Annotated in this window: 15 protein-coding genes; 9 read left to right on the forward strand and 6 right to left on the reverse strand. The window is 70.9% G+C overall.

The window, feature by feature from the left end; genetic code table 11:
- Window positions 1-2: 2 nt before the first annotated feature.
- The gene (locus VGX25_RS22615) at window positions 3-1,298 is read right to left on the reverse strand and encodes an aspartate aminotransferase family protein (RefSeq protein WP_326919874.1); all 1,296 of its coding nucleotides are present in this window, start codon (window positions 1,296-1,298) and stop codon (window positions 3-5) included.
- A gap of 81 nt (window positions 1,299-1,379) precedes the next feature.
- On the opposite strand from VGX25_RS22615, the gene VGX25_RS22620 reads away from it, so the two are divergent.
- Together VGX25_RS22620 and VGX25_RS22625 are read left to right on the forward strand one after the other, a co-directional pair.
- On the forward strand, window positions 1,380-3,029 hold the full coding sequence (locus VGX25_RS22620; protein ID WP_326919875.1) for a PucR family transcriptional regulator: 1,650 nt from the start codon (window positions 1,380-1,382) through the stop codon (window positions 3,027-3,029).
- Window positions 3,030-3,082: 53 nt separating this feature from the next.
- Window positions 3,083-3,538 carry an SSI family serine proteinase inhibitor gene (locus VGX25_RS22625; RefSeq protein WP_326919876.1) on the forward strand — a complete coding sequence of 152 codons (456 nt, stop codon included), beginning with the start codon at window positions 3,083-3,085 and terminating at the stop codon, window positions 3,536-3,538.
- Here VGX25_RS22625 and VGX25_RS22630 read toward each other — a convergent pair.
- On the reverse strand, window positions 3,495-4,127 hold the full coding sequence (locus tag VGX25_RS22630) for a hypothetical protein (RefSeq protein WP_326919877.1): 633 nt from the start codon (window positions 4,125-4,127) through the stop codon (window positions 3,495-3,497). The two genes, VGX25_RS22625 and VGX25_RS22630, sit on opposite strands and share 44 nt — an antisense overlap.
- 270 nt (window positions 4,128-4,397) lie before the next feature.
- On the opposite strand from VGX25_RS22630, the gene VGX25_RS22635 reads away from it, so the two are divergent.
- Genes VGX25_RS22635 through VGX25_RS22650 form a run of 4 tightly spaced genes read left to right on the forward strand, consistent with a single transcriptional unit; the run spans window position 4,398 to window position 9,213 of the window.
- Entirely contained in the window at window positions 4,398-5,948 is a 1,551-nt protein-coding gene (locus VGX25_RS22635; RefSeq protein WP_326919878.1) for an NCS1 family nucleobase:cation symporter-1, read from the forward strand.
- 21 nt (window positions 5,949-5,969) lie between these two features.
- Window positions 5,970-6,812: a nitrilase-related carbon-nitrogen hydrolase gene (locus tag VGX25_RS22640; protein WP_326919879.1), complete on the forward strand. Its 843-nt coding sequence runs from the start codon at window positions 5,970-5,972 to the stop codon at window positions 6,810-6,812.
- 4 nt (window positions 6,813-6,816) lie between these two features.
- Window positions 6,817-8,202 carry a dihydropyrimidinase gene (gene hydA, locus VGX25_RS22645; RefSeq protein ID WP_326919880.1) on the forward strand — a complete coding sequence of 462 codons (1,386 nt, stop codon included), beginning with the start codon at window positions 6,817-6,819 and terminating at the stop codon, window positions 8,200-8,202.
- Window positions 8,203-8,217: 15 nt separating this feature from the next.
- Window positions 8,218-9,213: a TIGR03842 family LLM class F420-dependent oxidoreductase gene (locus tag VGX25_RS22650; protein ID WP_326919881.1), complete on the forward strand. Its 996-nt coding sequence runs from the start codon at window positions 8,218-8,220 to the stop codon at window positions 9,211-9,213.
- 10 nt (window positions 9,214-9,223) lie between these two features.
- On the opposite strand, the gene VGX25_RS22655 is transcribed toward VGX25_RS22650, so the two are convergent.
- On the reverse strand, window positions 9,224-10,042 hold the full coding sequence (locus VGX25_RS22655; protein WP_326919882.1) for a PPK2 family polyphosphate kinase: 819 nt from the start codon (window positions 10,040-10,042) through the stop codon (window positions 9,224-9,226).
- 140 nt (window positions 10,043-10,182) lie between these two features.
- Here VGX25_RS22655 and rocD point away from each other — a divergent pair, with 140 nt between their 5' ends.
- Both rocD and VGX25_RS22665 read left to right on the forward strand, forming a co-directional pair.
- Window positions 10,183-11,433 (forward strand): ornithine--oxo-acid transaminase, encoded by a 1,251-nt coding sequence (gene rocD, locus VGX25_RS22660; protein WP_326919883.1) that lies wholly within the window; start codon window positions 10,183-10,185, stop codon window positions 11,431-11,433.
- Window positions 11,434-11,541: 108 nt separating this feature from the next.
- Window positions 11,542-11,724, forward strand: a complete 183-nt coding sequence (locus VGX25_RS22665; protein WP_326919884.1) for an antitoxin — start codon at window positions 11,542-11,544, stop codon at window positions 11,722-11,724.
- A 61-nt stretch (window positions 11,725-11,785) separates the two neighbouring features.
- Here the strand turns inward: VGX25_RS22665 and VGX25_RS22670 are convergent, their stop codons facing one another.
- The gene (locus VGX25_RS22670; protein ID WP_326919885.1) at window positions 11,786-13,009 is read right to left on the reverse strand and encodes a cytochrome P450; all 1,224 of its coding nucleotides are present in this window, start codon (window positions 13,007-13,009) and stop codon (window positions 11,786-11,788) included.
- A gap of 19 nt (window positions 13,010-13,028) precedes the next feature.
- Window positions 13,029-13,424, reverse strand: coding sequence for a hypothetical protein (locus VGX25_RS22675; protein ID WP_326919886.1), 396 nt, complete (start codon window positions 13,422-13,424; stop codon window positions 13,029-13,031).
- Between the two features lie 56 nt (window positions 13,425-13,480).
- Here VGX25_RS22675 and VGX25_RS22680 point away from each other — a divergent pair, with 56 nt between their 5' ends.
- Window positions 13,481-14,092: a TetR/AcrR family transcriptional regulator gene (locus VGX25_RS22680; RefSeq protein ID WP_326919887.1), complete on the forward strand. Its 612-nt coding sequence runs from the start codon at window positions 13,481-13,483 to the stop codon at window positions 14,090-14,092.
- 166 nt (window positions 14,093-14,258) lie between these two features.
- Here VGX25_RS22680 and hemW read toward each other — a convergent pair whose 3' ends face one another.
- Window positions 14,259-15,488, reverse strand: coding sequence for a radical SAM family heme chaperone HemW (gene hemW, locus VGX25_RS22685; RefSeq protein WP_326919888.1), 1,230 nt, complete (start codon window positions 15,486-15,488; stop codon window positions 14,259-14,261).
- Between the last annotated feature and the right edge of the window lie 52 nt (window positions 15,489-15,540).

Below are 15,540 nucleotides of genomic sequence, written 5' to 3' on the forward strand. Positions count from 1 at the left end.
GCCTACTGACCTTCCGCCGTCGCGATCGCTCCGCCGAGCGCACCCAGAGCCTCGTCCACCTCGTCCTCGGTCACCGTCATCGGCGGCGCCAGCCGGATCACGTTGTTGTGCAGCCCGCCCTTGCCGACCAGCAGGCCGCGTGCCCTGGTCTCCTCGAGCACCGCCGTGGCCAGCCGGACGCTCGGCGTGGTTCCGCCCGGCTCCACCAGCTCGATGCCCACCATGAGGCCCTTGCCGCGCAGATCCCCGACGATCGGGTGGCGCCCGGCGATCTCCCGCAGCCCGGCCATCAGCCGGGCGCCCTGCTTGGCGGCGTTGGCCTGCAGGTCGTGATCGAGCACGTAGTCGAGCACCGCGCGGGCGCCGACCGTCGCCACGGGATTGCCGCCGAACGTGGAGATCGAGTTGGCGCCGAGGGCGTCCATCACGTCGCCGCGGGCCACCACCCCGCCGATGGCCAGGCCGTTGCCGAGGCCCTTGGCGAACGTCATCATGTCCGGCACGACGCCGTGCGCGCCGATGCCCCAGAAATGCTCGCCGGTGCGCCCCCAGCCGGTCTGCACCTCGTCGGAGATGAACAGGATCCCGTACTCGGCAAGGACTTCCGCGAACGCGCCGTACAACCCGTCCGGCGGGACGCAGAACCCGCCCACCCCCTGGATCGGCTCGGCGATCAGGCACGCCACGTCCCCCGAGGTCGTGGTCTGGATGACCTCGCGCAGGTCCTCGGTGCACGCCTTGATGTAGTCCGCGTCGGACAGTCCGGAGAACGGGCTGCGGTACCGGTAGCCGCCGTGCACGTAGCTGACCTTCACCGGGGACAGCGAGCTGGCCGACCAGCCGCGGTTGCCGGTGATCCCCACGGTGGCGAACGCGCGGCCGTGGTACGAGTTGCGCATGGCCAGCACCTGGTTGCTGCGCCTCCACTGGGTGGCCAGCATCAGCGCGGTCTCGTTGGCCTCGGTGCCCGAGTTGCACAGAAAGACCTTGGCGTCCGGGATCCCGGACAGCTCGGCGATCCGCTCGGCCAGCTCGACCTGGCTGCGGATCAGGTACAGCGTCGAGGTGTGCAGGATGCCGGTGTCGAGCTGCTTGCGGACGGCGTCGCTGATCTCGGCGACGTCGTAGCCGATCGCGTTGGTCAGGATGCCGGCGAAGAAGTCGAGGTAGGTCCTGCCGTTGGAGTCGGTGACGCGCCGGCCGTGGCCGTGCACGATCTCGATCGGGTCGGCGTAGTAGAGCGCCAGCCAGCTCGGCATGACGGCGCGGTGACGGTCGATCAGTGCGCGTTCGCCCATACGCCGAGTCTGGCCGGACCGCGCCGGCGCCGCCATGGACAACCTGTATCGCGGTCGCCCGCCGCGCCTTACAGTGTGCCCGTGTACCCGACCGTGGCCGACGCCCTTGCGCTGCCGGTGATCCGGCAGGGCCGGCCGAAGGTGGTGGCCGGGTCGACCGGGCTGGACCGGCGGGTGCGCTGGGTGCACGTCGCCGAGGTGGCCGACATCGCCCACCTGCTTCGCGGCGGCGAGCTGGTGCTGACCACGGGCATCGCGCTGCCCGACGACCCCGACGCGCTGCGCAGGTACATCGACGAGCTGGCCGAGACCGGGGTGGCCGGGCTCGTCGTCGAGCTGGTCCGGCACTGGAGCGAGGCGCTGCCGGCCGCGCTGGTGGCGGCCGCCGAGCGGCAGGGTATGCCGTTGGTCACGCTGTCGCGGGAGACCCGGTTCGTCGCGGTGACCGAGGCGGTCGTCGGGCTGATCGTCGACGCCCAGGTGGCCGAGCTGCGCGCGGCCGAGCAGGTGCACGAGACGTTCACCGCGCTCACCGTGGCCGGCGCCGAGCCCGCCGAGGTGCTGCGCGAGGTCGCCCGCGCGTCCGGGCTGCCGGTCGTGCTGGAGACGCTGTCGCACGACGTGCTGGCCTACGACACCGCGGGCATGGATCCCAGCGAGCTGCTTGCCGACTGGGCGCGGCGCTCGAGGGCGGTGACGGTCAGCGAGCGGACCAGCTACCACGCCGACGCCGGGTGGCTGGTCACCGTGGTCGGCGCGCGCGGCAACGACTGGGGGCGGCTGGTGCTGCTGTGCCCGGAGCCGCCGCAGCACCGGCAGCTGGTGATCATCGAGCGGGCCGCGTCCGCGCTGGCCGTGCACCGGCTCGTGGCCAGGGACCGGGAGGGCCTCGAGCGGCACGCGCACCGCACCCTGCTCACCGAGCTGCTCTCCTCGCCGACCACGCCGAGCGACCTCACCGCGCGGGCCGGCGCGCTCGGAGTTCCCTTGGAGCGCAGGCAACTCGTCGGCATGTCGGTGCGGCCGAGCACGGCGGCGCTGATCAAGCCGACCCGGCCGGCGCTGTCCATGGCCACCCAGGAGGTGCTGCGCGACCTCGCCGAGGCCACCGCCCTCGCCGCGCGCCGCGCCCGGGTGGCCGCGCTGGTCGGCGTCGTCGACGACACCAGCGTGCGCGCGCTGCTGTCGCTGACCCCGCAGGCCGATCCGGACACCGTGCTGCGCCGGCTGACCAAGGAGATCCACCAGGCCGCGACCGCGGCGCCGCGGGCCATGCCGGTCGTGGTCGCGGTCGGCAGCAACGTCGGCACCGTCTCCGACGCCCGGCGCAGCCTGATCGAGGCCGCCCAGGTCGCCCAGGCCGCGCTGCGCTCCCCCGGCGGGCACGCCGCGGCCAGGGCCTACCACCGGCTCGACGACGTGCGGTTGCGCGGCCTGCTGCACCTGCTCGCCGAGGACGACCGGGTGGCCGCCTTCGCCGACCGCGAGCTCGGCCCGCTGATCGCCCGCGACGCCAGCCACGGCAGCCGCCTTGTCGATGCGCTGCGCCACTTCTGCGAGCACGGCGGCAACAAGTCCGCGGCCGCCACCGCCGCCCACATGTCCCGCACCGCCTACTACCAGCAGCTCGCCCGGATCGAGCAGGTGCTCGGGGTGTCGCTCGACGACCCCGAGTCGGTGCTGTCCCTGCACGTGGCGCTGATCGCGCTGAGCGTGCGAACGGGAACCTGAAGTCCACCCGATCCGGTGGCCAGCTCGCCGGCTCGGCGGCCGATAACCCCGGCATGCGTAGATCTCTGCGCGCGGCCGCCGCGGTGGCCGCTGCGATCGCGCTGTGCGGCCCGGTCGCGCCGGCCGCGCAGGCGCGGCTGCTGCCGTCGGAGTCGTCCCTGGTGATCACCGCCTACGACCCCACGGACGAGACCTGGCCGGTGGTGGCCGAGATGACGCTGAAGTGCGCGCCCGAGGGCGGCAGCCACCCCGACGCCCGGGAGGCGTGCGCCACCCTCGACTGGGTGGACGGCGACTTCACCGCGCTGGAGCCGCTCCCCGTCGCCTGCGTGCTGATCTACCAACCGGTGATCGTCGAGGTCGGCGGCAACTGGCGGGACCGCGTGGTGTCCTTCGAAGCGGAGTACCCGAACCTCTGCGTGGCCGGCGCGGAAAGCGAAGGGATCTTCACGTTCCCCGAACCACCTACTGGTTCATGTACACCTGAATGTGCTCACCCTGCTGAGTGATCTCGCACTGCCGGGACTGCACGGTGCTCTCGTCGAGCCAGACCCCGCCGAAGGTGTCGACGTACATCCAGAACGAGTAGCGCGAGTCGCCGGGGCCCACCGGGTCGCACCGGCCCTCCACGTAGACCGGCATCATCGGCTGGTCCGGGGAGTCGCCGGCGGTGACCTCCGCGTGCGGGTGGATCGAGCAGGTGATCAGGCCCTCGCCGAGGTCCTCCGAGGAGCCGGAGACGCCGAACTGGACGGTGAGCCACCGGTTGGCCGGCAGCGTCGGGTTCTCGCCCTCGAGGTAGCAGGCCGGCGGCTCGTTGGAGTTGCTGCAGTAGCCGGCCATCGAGACGTTGCAGTTGTTGTTCCAGACCCAGCCGTCCATCACGAACTTGATGACGTCCTTGTTGATCGGGCTGTGGTCGCCGACCCAGAGGTTCTCCGGCAGCTCCTTCGGGTACACGATGCTCGCCTCGGCGACGTGGAAGCCCTCGTCGCCCTCGGCCGCGGCGGCTCCCACCGTCATCGCGGTGCCCACGGTCGCGTTGGCCGCCTCGATGACCCCGAGGGCCAGCTCGGCTCCAGCCAGCGGTGCGCCCATGACCAGTTCCTCCTTGCATACGGGTGCTCATGCCGGTGATCACGCTGCCAGCCAGGGGTTTCTGCTCACACGGCCGAGCATGTGACCATTCGGGCAACCGGCCGCGCACCGAGGGGCAGCCGCGCGCCCTTGCACTCGCCCGGCCGCGGCGCAACAGGCACAGTGTCAACCGAGTAGATCAACGGTGAACACTGTGACACTGCCCCACGGGGAGACCGACGCCCACGATGCCGGGATGGACCTCCAGCCTCTGGCCCGAGCGGAGTAGAGATGACGACCATCCCCGCGACCACCACGCACCCCGACGGCCGGGTCGAGCTGACCGACAGCTCGGCGGTCGAGGACAGCCAGTACTACAACACCGAGCTCGCTCCGGTCCCCACCGAGAAGCGGACCTGGACCACGTACAACTACTGCGCCCTGTGGGTCGGCATGGCGCACAACATCCCCAGCTACACGCTCGCCGCGAGCCTGATCGCCCTGGGCATGGACTGGGTGCAGGCGTTCCTCACGATCACCCTTGGGAACCTGCTCGTGCTGATCCCGATGCTGCTCAACAGCCACGCCGGCACCAAGTACGGGATCCCCTTCCCGGTGTTCGCTCGGGCGTTCTACGGCATCCGGGGCGCCAACGTCCCCGCGCTGCTGCGCGCGCTGATCGCCTGCGGCTGGTTCGGCATCCAGACCTGGATCGGCGGCGCCGGGGTGCACGTGATCGCGAGCAAGATCTTCGGCGACTGGTGGGCCAACGCGTCGCAGATCGCCGGCAAGCCGTGGACGCTGTGGGCCTCGTTCTTCCTGTTCTGGGTGATCGAGATCTGGATCATCTGGCGGGGCATGGAGACGCTGCGGCGGTTCGAGAACTGGGCCGCCCCGTTCGTGATCGCGGTCGCGGTGGTCCTGCTGGTCTGGATCCTGATCAAGGCAGGCGGGTTCGGCCCGATCCTGTCCCAGCCGTCGAAGCTGGGCTGGGGCAGCGGGTTCTGGACGGTGTTCTTCCCGTCGCTGATGGCGATGATCGCGTTCTGGTCGACGCTGTCGCTGAACATGCCGGACTTCACCCGGTTCGGCGCCGGGCAGCGGCAGCAGATGCTCGGCCAGACGCTCGGGCTGCCGACCACGATGTCGTTCTTCGCGATCCTGTCGATCATCATCACCTCGGGCACCCAGGTGATCTACGGCGAGCCGATCTGGGACCCCATCGCGCTGTCGAACCGGTTCGACAACACCCTGGTCGTCGCGCTGGCGCTGTTCACCGTGCTGGTGGCGACGGTGTCGGTGAACGTGGCGGCCAACGTGGTCAGCCCGTCCTACGACTTCTCCAACGTGGCGCCGAAGCTGATCAGCCGGCGGGGCGGCGCGCTGATCACCGGCGTGCTCGGCGTCGTGATCATGCCGTGGTACCTGCTGGAGAGCCCCGAGGTCTACATCTTCGCCTGGCTGCAAACCTACGGCGGACTGCTGGGTAGCGTCGCCGGTGTGCTCATCGCCGGCTACTGGCTGGTGCACCGGACCCAGCTGAACCTCGTCGATCTGTACCGGCGCGACGGGCGGTACTGGTACCTGGCCGGCTTCAGCTGGCAGGGGTTGGTCGCCACGGGCGTCGGGATGCTGCTCGCGGTCGGTGGCGTGTACTCCAACCCGGGCGCCGGGCCGTTCCCGGAGGACGGGCTGATCCCGTTCCTCAAGCCGCTCTACGACTACAGCTGGGCCATCGGCCTGGTGGCCAGCCTGATCACGTTCCTGGTGCTGACCGGGCCGAACGGCAACCGGCGCGAGCCGGCCGACCGGTCGGCCGCGGCGCCGGTGGCGACCCCGTAACACCGATTGGAGACAGACAGCGTGGCAGAGATCGTCAGGGCAGGCCTCGTCCAGCAGCGGTGGACCGGCGACAAGGAGTCGATGATCGCCAACGCGGTCGACGCGATCGGCCGCGCGGCGTCGCAGGGCGCCCAGGTCGTGTGCCTGCAGGAACTGTTCTACGGCCCGTACTTCTGCCAGGTGCAGGACGCGGACTACTACTCCTACACCGAGCAGATCCCCGACGGGCCGACCACCCAGCTGATGTGCGAGGTGGCCGACCAGCACGGCGTGGTGCTGATCGTGCCGATGTACGAGCAGGAGCAGCCGGGCATCTACTACAACACCGCGGCCGTGATCGACGCCGACGGCACCTACCTCGGCAAGCACCGCAAGAACCACATCCCGCAGGTGAAGGGCTTCTGGGAGAAGTTCTACTTCCGGCCCGGCAACCTCGGCTATCCGGTGTTCGACACCGCGGTCGGCCGCATCGGCGTGTACATCTGCTACGAGCGGCACTTCCCGGAGGGCTGGCGGGCGCTTGGCCTTGCCGGCGCCCGGATCGTGTTCAACCCGTCGGCCACCAGCCGCGGGCTGTCGGAGTACCTGTGGCGGCTCGAGCAGCCGGCGGCGGCCGTCGCCAACGAGTACTACGTCGGCACGATCAACCGGGTGGGCGTGGAACCGTTGGGCGACAACGACTTCTACGGCCAGTCCTACTTCGTCGACCCGCGCGGCCAGCTGGTCGGCGAGGCCGCGTCGGACACCGAGGAGGAGGTCGTGGTGCGCGACCTGGACATGGGCAAGCTGGCCGAGGTCCGGGACCTGTGGGCGTTCTACCGCGACCGCCGGCCGGACACCTACGACTCACTCACGAAGGCTTAACGCAATGCGCACGCTCATTCGCAACGGAACGGTCGTCAACGCCAGCGGCGCGGTTGCCGCCGACGTGCTGGTGGACGGCGAGACCATCGCCGAGGTCACCGCGCCCGGCGTGATCGACACGGCGGACACGGTCATCGAGGCGGCCGGGCGGTACGTGCTGCCCGGCGGCATCGACGTGCACACCCACATGGAGATGCCGTTCGGCGGCACGATGTCCAGCGACACCTTCACCACCGGCACCACGGCCGCTGCCTGGGGCGGCACCACGACGATCGTCGACTTCGCCGTGCAGGCCAAGGGAACCTCCCTGCTGTCCACCTTGGACAAGTGGCACGAGAAGGCGGACGGCCACTGCGCGATCGACTACGGCTTCCACATGATCATCTCCGACGTGAACGACACCACGCTGAAGGAGATGGAGTCCTGTGTGGACGCCGGGGTGAACAGCTTCAAGATGTTCATGGCCTATCCCGGCGTGCTGTACTCCACCGACGGCGAGATCCTGCGGGCCATGCAGAAGGCCACCCAGACCGGCGCGACCATCATGATGCACGCGGAGAACGGCATCGCGATCGACGAGCTGGTCGCCGAGGCGCTGGCCGCCGGCCGGACCGCACCGGTGGAGCACGGGATCACCCGGCCGCCCGAGCTGGAGGGCGAGGCCACGCACCGGGCCATCCAGCTGGCCAAGGTCACCGGCGCCCCGCTGTACATCGTGCACCTGTCCTCCCGGCACGCCCTTGCCGCCGTGGCCGAGGCGCGCGACACCGGGCAGAACGTGTTCGCCGAGACCTGCCCGCAGTACCTGTTCCTGTCGCTGGACGACCTGGCCCGGCCGGACTTCGACGGCGCCAAGTACGTCTGCTCTCCCCCGCTGCGGCCCAAGGACCACCAGGGCGACCTGTGGCGAGGCCTGCGCACCAACGACCTGTGCGTGGTGTCCACCGACCACTGCCCGTTCTGCTTCAAGGATCAGAAGGAGCTCGGGCGCGGCGACTTCTCCAAGATTCCCAACGGGATGCCGGGCGTCGAGCACCGGATGGACCTGCTGCACCAAGGGGTTCTGGCCGGCGAGATCTCGCTGGCCCGCTGGGTGGAGATCAGCTCAACCACGCCGGCGCGGATGTTCGGGCTCTACCCGCGCAAGGGCGTCATCGCCGCCGGCGCGGACGCCGACATCGTGGTGTACGACCCGGCGGCCACGCAGACCCTGTCGGCGGCCACGCATCACATGAACGTCGACTACTCCGCCTACGAGGGCTGGGAGATCACCGGCAAGGTGGAGACCGTGCTGTCCCGCGGCGCGATCGTGGTGGCCGACGGGACGTTCCACGGCCGCGAGGGTCACGGCCGGTTCCTCGCCCGCGAGCTGTCCCAGTATCTGATCTGAGCAGGAGTGTCCACGATGGACTTCGGGGTGGTACTGCAGACCGACCCACCGGCCAGCGACGTCATCCGGCTGATGGTCGACGCCGAGCGGCGGGGCTTCAGCTACGGCTGGACGTTCGACTCCGTGGTGCTGTGGCAGGAGCCGTTCGTCATCTACTCGCAGATCCTGGCCCAGACCTCGGCGATGACCGTCGGGCCGATGGTGACCAACCCGAGCACCCGCGACTGGTCGGTCACCGCGTCGCTGTTCGCCACGCTCAACGACATGTTCGGCAACCGCACGGTGTGCGGCATCGGGCGGGGCGACTCGGCGCGCCGGGTGATCGGGCAGAAGCCGGCGTCGCTTGCCGTGCTCGGCGAGGCGATGCACGTGATCCGCGAGCTGGCCGAGGGCCGGGAGGTGCGGCTGCACGGGGTGCCGGTGCGCATCCCGTGGGTGCGCGACGGCCGGCTGGAGATCTGGATGGCCGCCTACGGTCCCAAGGCGTTGAAGCTGGTCGGCGAGCAGGCCGACGGCTTCATCCTGCAGACCGCCGACCCGGCCATCGCCGAGTGGACCATCGGCGCGGTCCGCGCCGCCGCATCTGCCGCCGGCCGCGACCCCGGCGGCATCACCATGTGCGTGGCCGCCCCGGCCTACGTCGGCGACGACCTGCCGCACCAGCGCGACCAGCTCCGCTGGTTCGGCGGCATGGTCGGCAACCACGTCGCCGACCTGGTCGCGCGCTACGGCGAGTCCGGCCCCGTTCCGCGCGAGCTCACCGACTACATCCGCGGCCGCGAGGGCTACGACTACGCCCACCACGGCAAGGCCGGCAACCCGTCGACCGACTTCGTCCCCGACGAGATCGTCGACCGGTTCTGCCTGCTCGGCCCGGCCTCCGCCCACGTCGAACGCCTCGAAGAGCTCGCCTCCCTCGGCGTCGACCAGTTCGCCCTCTACCTCATGCACGACCAGCGGGAGGAGACCCTCGCCGCCTACGGAGACGAGGTGATCGGCAAGCTCACCTGACCCCGGGCGTTCAGGTGAGCCGGGCGAGCTCGGCCTTGACGTCGAACGTGGCGGCTGGTGGTTGCGGGTCGAGGTCCTTCAGGGTCTCGAGCAGCAGGTGCCCGACGGCCCAGTTGCGGTACCACTTGCGGTCGGCGGGGACGACGTACCAGGGCGCGTCCGGGGTGGAGCATCGGGTGAGGGCGTCGGCGTAGGCGGCCTGGTAGTCGGACCAGCGGGCGCGGGCGTCGAGGTCGGCCGGGTTGTACTTCCAGTGCTTGGCCGGGTTCTTGAGGCGGGCGACGAGGCGCTCGGCCTGCTCCTCGGCGGAGATGTGCAGGAAGCACTTGACGAGGGTGGTGCCGGCCGCGGTCAGCTCGGCCTCGAACTCGTTGATCTCGGCGTAGCGGCCCGCCCAGACCCGCCTGGGCACGAGGGAGTTGACCCGGGCGACGAGGACGTCCTCGTAGTGGGAGCGGTCGAAGACGCCGACCAGGCCGGGGCCGGGCAGTGCGCGGCGGACGCGCCACAGGAAGTGGTGGCGGCGCTCGGCGGGGGTGGGCTTCTTGAACGAGGCGATGCGCAGTCCCTGCGGGTTGACCAGGCCGCAGACGTGCTTGATGGTGCCGCCCTTGCCGGAGGTGTCCATGCCCTGCAGGACGAGCAGCACGCTGCGCGCCCCCTCGGCGAACAGCGCCTCCTGCAGGGCGGCCAGCCGCTCGCCGGTGGCCGCGAGATCCCTGGCCGCCGCGGCCTTCGAGCCCGGTCCGACCGGGCGGGCGTCGGGATCGAGGAGCGTGCCCGACGCCGGGAGCCGCAGCGCGTCCCGGACCGACCGCTTCTTCGCCATGCGCCGGAGCTTAACCGTCTGATCATTTCGGCCGCCAACGCAACGAACGATCGTGTACGGGGCCGATGGCGCAACGATGCGCCGGAGAAAGCAACGCCATGTCGATGAAAGCACCGTCAGGCTTCCCTTAACCTGAGGATATGACGCTGACTGCGGATCACAAGCGGCCTACCTCGGCGGACCAGCCGTGGTCCGCGGCCGAGCTCATCGCGCTCGACGAGCGGTGGAGCACGCACAACTACCACCCGCTGCCGGTCGTCATCGCCGAGGCCGAGGGCGCCTGGGTGACCGATGTGGACAGTCGGCGGTACCTCGACCTCCTTGCCGGCTACTCGGCGCTGAACTTCGGCCACCGGCACCCCGCGCTGATCGCCGCCGCGACCGAGCAGCTCAGCCGGCTGACGCTGACCAGCCGGGCGTTCCACCACGACCAGCTCGGGCTGTTCTGCCGCGAGCTCGCCCAACTCACCGGCACCGACTTGGTGCTGCCGATGAACTCGGGCGCCGAGGCCGTGGAGTCGGCGCTGAAGGTCGCGCGCAAGTGGGCCTACCGGGTCAAGGGCGTGCCGGACGGCACCGCGGAGATCGTGGTCGCCGGGTCCAACTTCCACGGTCGCACCACCACGATCATCTCGTTCTCCAACGATCCCTTGGCCCGCAACGACTTCGGTCCGTACACGCCGGGATTCGCGATGGCGCGGTACGGCGACATCCGGGCGCTCGAGAGCGTGATCACCGACCGCACGGCGGCGGTGCTGATCGAGCCCATCCAGGGCGAGGCGGGCGTGATCGTGCCGCCGGCCGGATACCTGCGCGACGTGCGCCGGATCTGCGACGAGTACAACGTCCTGCTGATCGCCGACGAGATCCAGTCCGGGCTGGCCCGCACCGGCACGCTGTTCGCGCTCGACCACGAGGGCGTCCGGGCCGACCTGTACACCCTCGGCAAGGCCCTCGGCGGCGGCATCCTGCCGGTGTCGGCGGTGGTCGGTAGCCGCGCGGTGCTCGGCGTGCTCAAACCCGGCGAGCACGGCTCGACGTTCGGCGGCAACCCGCTGGCCTGCGCGGTGGGCCGGGCCGTCGTCCGGCTGCTGGAGACCGGCGAGTACCAGGAGCGCTCCCGCGTCCTCGGCAAGCACCTGCACCGGCGGCTCGGCGAGCTCGTCGGCCGCGGCGTCGCCGAGGTCCGCGGCCGCGGCCTGTGGGCCGGGGTGGAGATCGCTCCCGGCGGCCCGACCGCCCGCCAGGTCAGCGAGTCCCTGATGGAGCGCGGCGTGCTGTGCAAGGAGACCCAGGACACCACGCTGCGCGTCGCTCCCCCGCTGGTGATCACCAAGGAGGAGCTCGACCACGGCATCGACGCCATCGCCGGCGTCCTCGTCGGACGGTGAGCCCTCACTCGTCCGGGTTAAATCTCCGACGAGGTGCGCTATCCCGCCGCGGTTGCGGGTAGCCCCCTGGCTCCGGCACACCGCGTGCCGGAGCAGGAGGGAGTCATCGTGGGTTTCGACCAGATGAAGGACAAGGCCCAGGAGGCGCTCGGCCGGCACGGCGACAAGGCCGAGCAGGGCGTCGACAAGGCACGTGAGCTCGCCGACGAGAAGACCGGCGGCAGGTACTCCGACCAGCTCGAGCAGGGCGCCGACCGGCTGAAGGACCGCATGGGCGAGCAGCGCCAGTAGCCGCGGCCCGGGTGTCGTGAGTCTTTTGTGGTGCCTAGGTCCACAAAGGACTCACGACACCTTAGACGGCGACCGGGAGCGTGGCCGGGCCGCGCAGGTTGATCCGGCCGTTCCAGCGTACCGGACCGTCGAGCGCAAGCGACGGGAATCGTTGCACGAGGCGGCCGATCGCCACCCGTCCCTCCAGCCGGGCCAGCGCGGCGCCGAGGCAGTGGTGCGGGCCGGCGCCGAACGACACGTGGTGCCGGGCGTCGGCACGGTCCACACGCAACTGATCCGCGTCCGGGCCGAAGAACCGGTCGTCCCGGTTGGCGGCGGCAAGGCCGGCGATCACGAACACGCCCGCCGGAATCTCCTTGCCCCGCACCCGGTACGGCTCGAGGGTGATCCGCCGGGACTGCTGCACCGGGCTGTCGTAGCGGAGGAACTCCTCCACCGCGTTGCCGATGAGATCGGGTTGCGCGCGCAGCAGCTCGAGCTGGTCCGGGTGACGCAGCAGCGCGAGCACGCCGTTGGCGATCAGGTTGACGGTGGTCTCGTGCCCGGCGATGTACAGCAGCCCGACCTGGGCCACCAGCTCGTCGTCGCTGAGCACCTGACCCTCGTGCTCCGCCGCGATCAGCGCGGACAGCAGGTCGTCGGCGGGCGAGCCGCGCTTCCACGCGATCAGGTCCCGGATGATCGCGGACAGCTCCTGGCTGGCCGCGAAGATCGCCCGGATGGTCTCCTCGTCGGTGACCACCTCCAGCGAGCGGACCAGGGTGCCGGACAGCTCGCGGATCCGGACATGGTCGGTCGGCGGCATGCCGAGCATCTGGGAGATCACCGCGAACGGCAGCGGAAAAGCCAGCTCCTCGACCAGATCCACACGCCCGGTGGCGGCGATGCGGTCCAGCGCCTCGTCGACCAGCGCGACCACCGTGGGCTCGAGCGCGGCGACCGAACGCGGCGTGAAGACCTTGGCCACCAGGGAGCGCAGCCGGGTGTGGTCGGGCGGGTCGCGGTCGAGCATGGAGGTGTTGAGGATGGTCAGCTCCTGGTTGCCGCTCATCGCCTGGTACTGGTCCCGGATCGGCCCCGGCGCCAGGTTGCGGTCCTCGACGGACAGTCCGGAGCGGAGCAGCGCCGACACGTCCTCGTGCCTGGTCATGATCCAGAACCCGAACGGGTGCTCGTGCACCGAGTCGGCGTCCCGCAGCCGCTTGTACTGCGGGTACGGGTCGTCGGTGAACCCGGGCTCGAACGGGTCGAGCAGCAGCTCACCGGGCTGGATGGATTGGGACATCTCGGTTTCCTCCCCTACCTCAGGCGGGACAGCGCAGCTCGTGCCGGATCCCGGTGGCGGCGCGCAGGGTGCGCCGGTGGTGCTCGTGCAGCGCGGTCAGGGCCGGGTGCTCGGCGTGCGCGTCCAGCAGCAGCCGGGCGGCCGGCATGGTGTCGGACAGGCCGCGCCAGACGTCGGCCACGGCCGCGGGCAGATCGTCCGGCCCGACCTCGAGCACCGTGTCGAGCCGGGCGTCGAACGCGCGGTACCACCGCGCCTGCACATCTCGCAGGAACTCCCCGAAGTCGCCGAACTCGGCGTCGACAGCGGCGGCCAGCCGGGCCGGGACCTCCGGCCGGCCGGTGCGCGCGATGCCGGCCAGGACGGCGTGTACGAGCCGATAACGCCGGTGTGCACGGTTCCAGGAGTCGGACATCGGCGTCACCTACTCGGCGTTGGAAACATACACTATGTATGTTCTATACTCCGCGCATGTCCACCGTCAAGAGCCGGCGCGAGCAGTACTCGCAGGCGACCAGGGCGGCGCTGCTGGACGCGGCCGCCCGGCGGTTCGCCGAGCACGGGTTCGCCGGCACCGCGCTGGAGGATGTCGCCGCCGACATCAACGCCACGCGCGGCGCGGTCTACCACCACTTCGCCAACAAGACCGCCCTGTTCGAGGCCGTGTTCGACCAACTGGAGAGCCAGGTCGTCGAGCGCTCCGCGGCCGCGGCGGCCGAGGCCGACAACCCGTGGGCGGCCGCCTTCGCCGCGCTCGACACGTTCCTCGACGACTGCTGCGACCCGGCCTACGGAAAGATCGTCTGGCAGGAAGCCCCCCTCGCCCTCGGCTGGCACCGCTGGCGGGAGTGCGAGGAGAAGTTCGCCTACGGCCTCGTCGAGAACCTGGTCGGCGCGCTCATGGAGGCCGGCTACATCGAGCGCCAACCCCTTGAGACCACCACCCGCATCACCTTCGGCATGCTCATGGCCACCGGTCTGGCCCTCTCGGAGGCCGCCGTCGAGGACAAACCCCGCCTCAAGGCCGAGTACGCCGCCGCAATCGGCCGACTGATGTACGGCCTGCGGGTCCAGGCGAGCTGATCGGCTGCGGGAACTACGACTCGGTGGCCGGAGAGTACGACTCGCCGGCCGGCTAGGGACGGCGTGTGACACGGCGTCCCTCTAGGGAAGAAATGTCCCACGGTTGGTTGCCGATGTGGAGCTTGGCGGGTCGGGTCGAATGATCGCCGTGGAGAAACGACGATCCCTAGACGAGCCGGCGGATGACGGCGTCGGCGAGGAGGCGGCCGCGGCGGGTGAGGACGCAGCGGCCGAACTTGCCGTTGACGCCGGCCATGGCGGCCGGCTCGAGCAGGCCTTCCGCGGCGGCAAGCCGGGCCTGCTCCCGGCCGGGCTCGTCCAGGAAGTCCACGGCCAGCCCGTCGACCAGGCGCAGCTCGAGCATCACCCGCTCCACCTGACGGTCCCGTGTGGACAGCCGCTCCCGGCCGGCGGCCGGTGACCGCCCCTCGGCGAGCAGGGCCGCGTAGCGCGCCGGGTGCTTGACGTTCCACCAGCGCACCCCGCCGACGTGGCTGTGCGCCCCCGGCCCGGCGCCCCACCAGTCGCCGCCGCGCCAGTAGCCAAGGTTGTGCCGGCACCACGCGTCCGGCCCGGTGGCCCAGTTGGACACCTCGTACCAGTGCAGCCCGTACCCGGCAAGCGCGGTGTCGATCAGCTCGTAGCGCTCGGCGAGCACATCGTCGTCGGGGGCGGGCAGCTCGCCGCGCCGGATCCGCCGGGCCAGCGCGGTGCCGTCCTCCACGATCAGGGCGTAGGCGGAGACGTGATCGACCCCGGCGGCGAGCACCGCGTCGAGCGAGTCCTCCAGGTCCGAACGCCGCTCCCCCGGCGTTCCGTAGATCAGGTCGAGGTTGACGTGCTCGAACCCGGCGTCCCGGGCCTCGCGCGCGGCGGCGACCGGCCGGCCGGGCGTGTGCGTGCGGTCAAGCACGGCCAGCACGTGCGGCGCCGCCGACTGCATGCCGAGCGACACCCGGGTGTAGCCGGCGGCGCGGAGGCCGGCGAAGAACTCGGCCGAGGTCGACTCCGGGTTGCACTCCGCGGTCACCTCGGCCCCGCCGGCCAGCCCGAACGCGTCGCGCACCGCGTCCAGCACCGCGCTCAGCCCGGCCGCGCCGAGCAGCGACGGGGTGCCGCCGCCGACGAACACCGTGTCCGCGGTGGGGGGCGTGCCGAACACGCCGGCGGCCAGGTCCAGCTCGCGGCGCAGCCCGTCCAGCCAGGACGCCGGGGAGGCCGACGAGCCGAGCTCGCCGGCCGTGTAGGTGTTGAAGTCGCAGTAGCCGCACCGGGTGGCGCAGAACGGAACGTGCACGTAGACCCCGAACGAGCGACGCCCGAGCCCCGCCAGCGCGGACGGCGGGAGCGCGCCGTCAGCCGGAGCCGGCTCGCCCTCGGGGAGTACGGAAGCCACTCCCACAGTTTCCCGCACGTCAACCTCATCTCACGATGCGGATCGCGGTGGA

Source organism: Actinophytocola sp., from assembly GCF_035942955.1.
In the GTDB taxonomy this organism is placed as follows: domain Bacteria; phylum Actinomycetota; class Actinomycetes; order Mycobacteriales; family Pseudonocardiaceae; genus DASYTH01.

Bases quoted from the DNA above. Each gene is read 5' to 3' on its own strand.
- VGX25_RS22655 (WP_326919882.1), bottom strand. From the start codon at position 10,042: ATGGCGAAGAAGCGGTCGGTCCGGGACGCGCTGCGGCTCCCGGCGTCG.
- VGX25_RS22650 (WP_326919881.1), top strand. From the start codon at position 8,218: ATGGACTTCGGGGTGGTACTGCAGACCGACCCACCGGCCAGCGACGTC.
- rocD (WP_326919883.1), top strand. From the start codon at position 10,183: ATGACGCTGACTGCGGATCACAAGCGGCCTACCTCGGCGGACCAGCCG.
- VGX25_RS22630 (WP_326919877.1), bottom strand. From the start codon at position 4,127: ATGGGCGCACCGCTGGCTGGAGCCGAGCTGGCCCTCGGGGTCATCGAG.
- VGX25_RS22680 (WP_326919887.1), top strand. From the start codon at position 13,481: ATGTCCACCGTCAAGAGCCGGCGCGAGCAGTACTCGCAGGCGACCAGG.
- VGX25_RS22615 (WP_326919874.1), bottom strand. From the start codon at position 1,298: ATGGGCGAACGCGCACTGATCGACCGTCACCGCGCCGTCATGCCGAGC.
- VGX25_RS22635 (WP_326919878.1), top strand. From the start codon at position 4,398: ATGACGACCATCCCCGCGACCACCACGCACCCCGACGGCCGGGTCGAG.
- VGX25_RS22670 (WP_326919885.1), bottom strand. From the start codon at position 13,009: ATGTCCCAATCCATCCAGCCCGGTGAGCTGCTGCTCGACCCGTTCGAG.
- VGX25_RS22625 (WP_326919876.1), top strand. From the start codon at position 3,083: ATGCGTAGATCTCTGCGCGCGGCCGCCGCGGTGGCCGCTGCGATCGCG.
- VGX25_RS22675 (WP_326919886.1), bottom strand. From the start codon at position 13,424: ATGTCCGACTCCTGGAACCGTGCACACCGGCGTTATCGGCTCGTACAC.
- hydA (WP_326919880.1), top strand. From the start codon at position 6,817: ATGCGCACGCTCATTCGCAACGGAACGGTCGTCAACGCCAGCGGCGCG.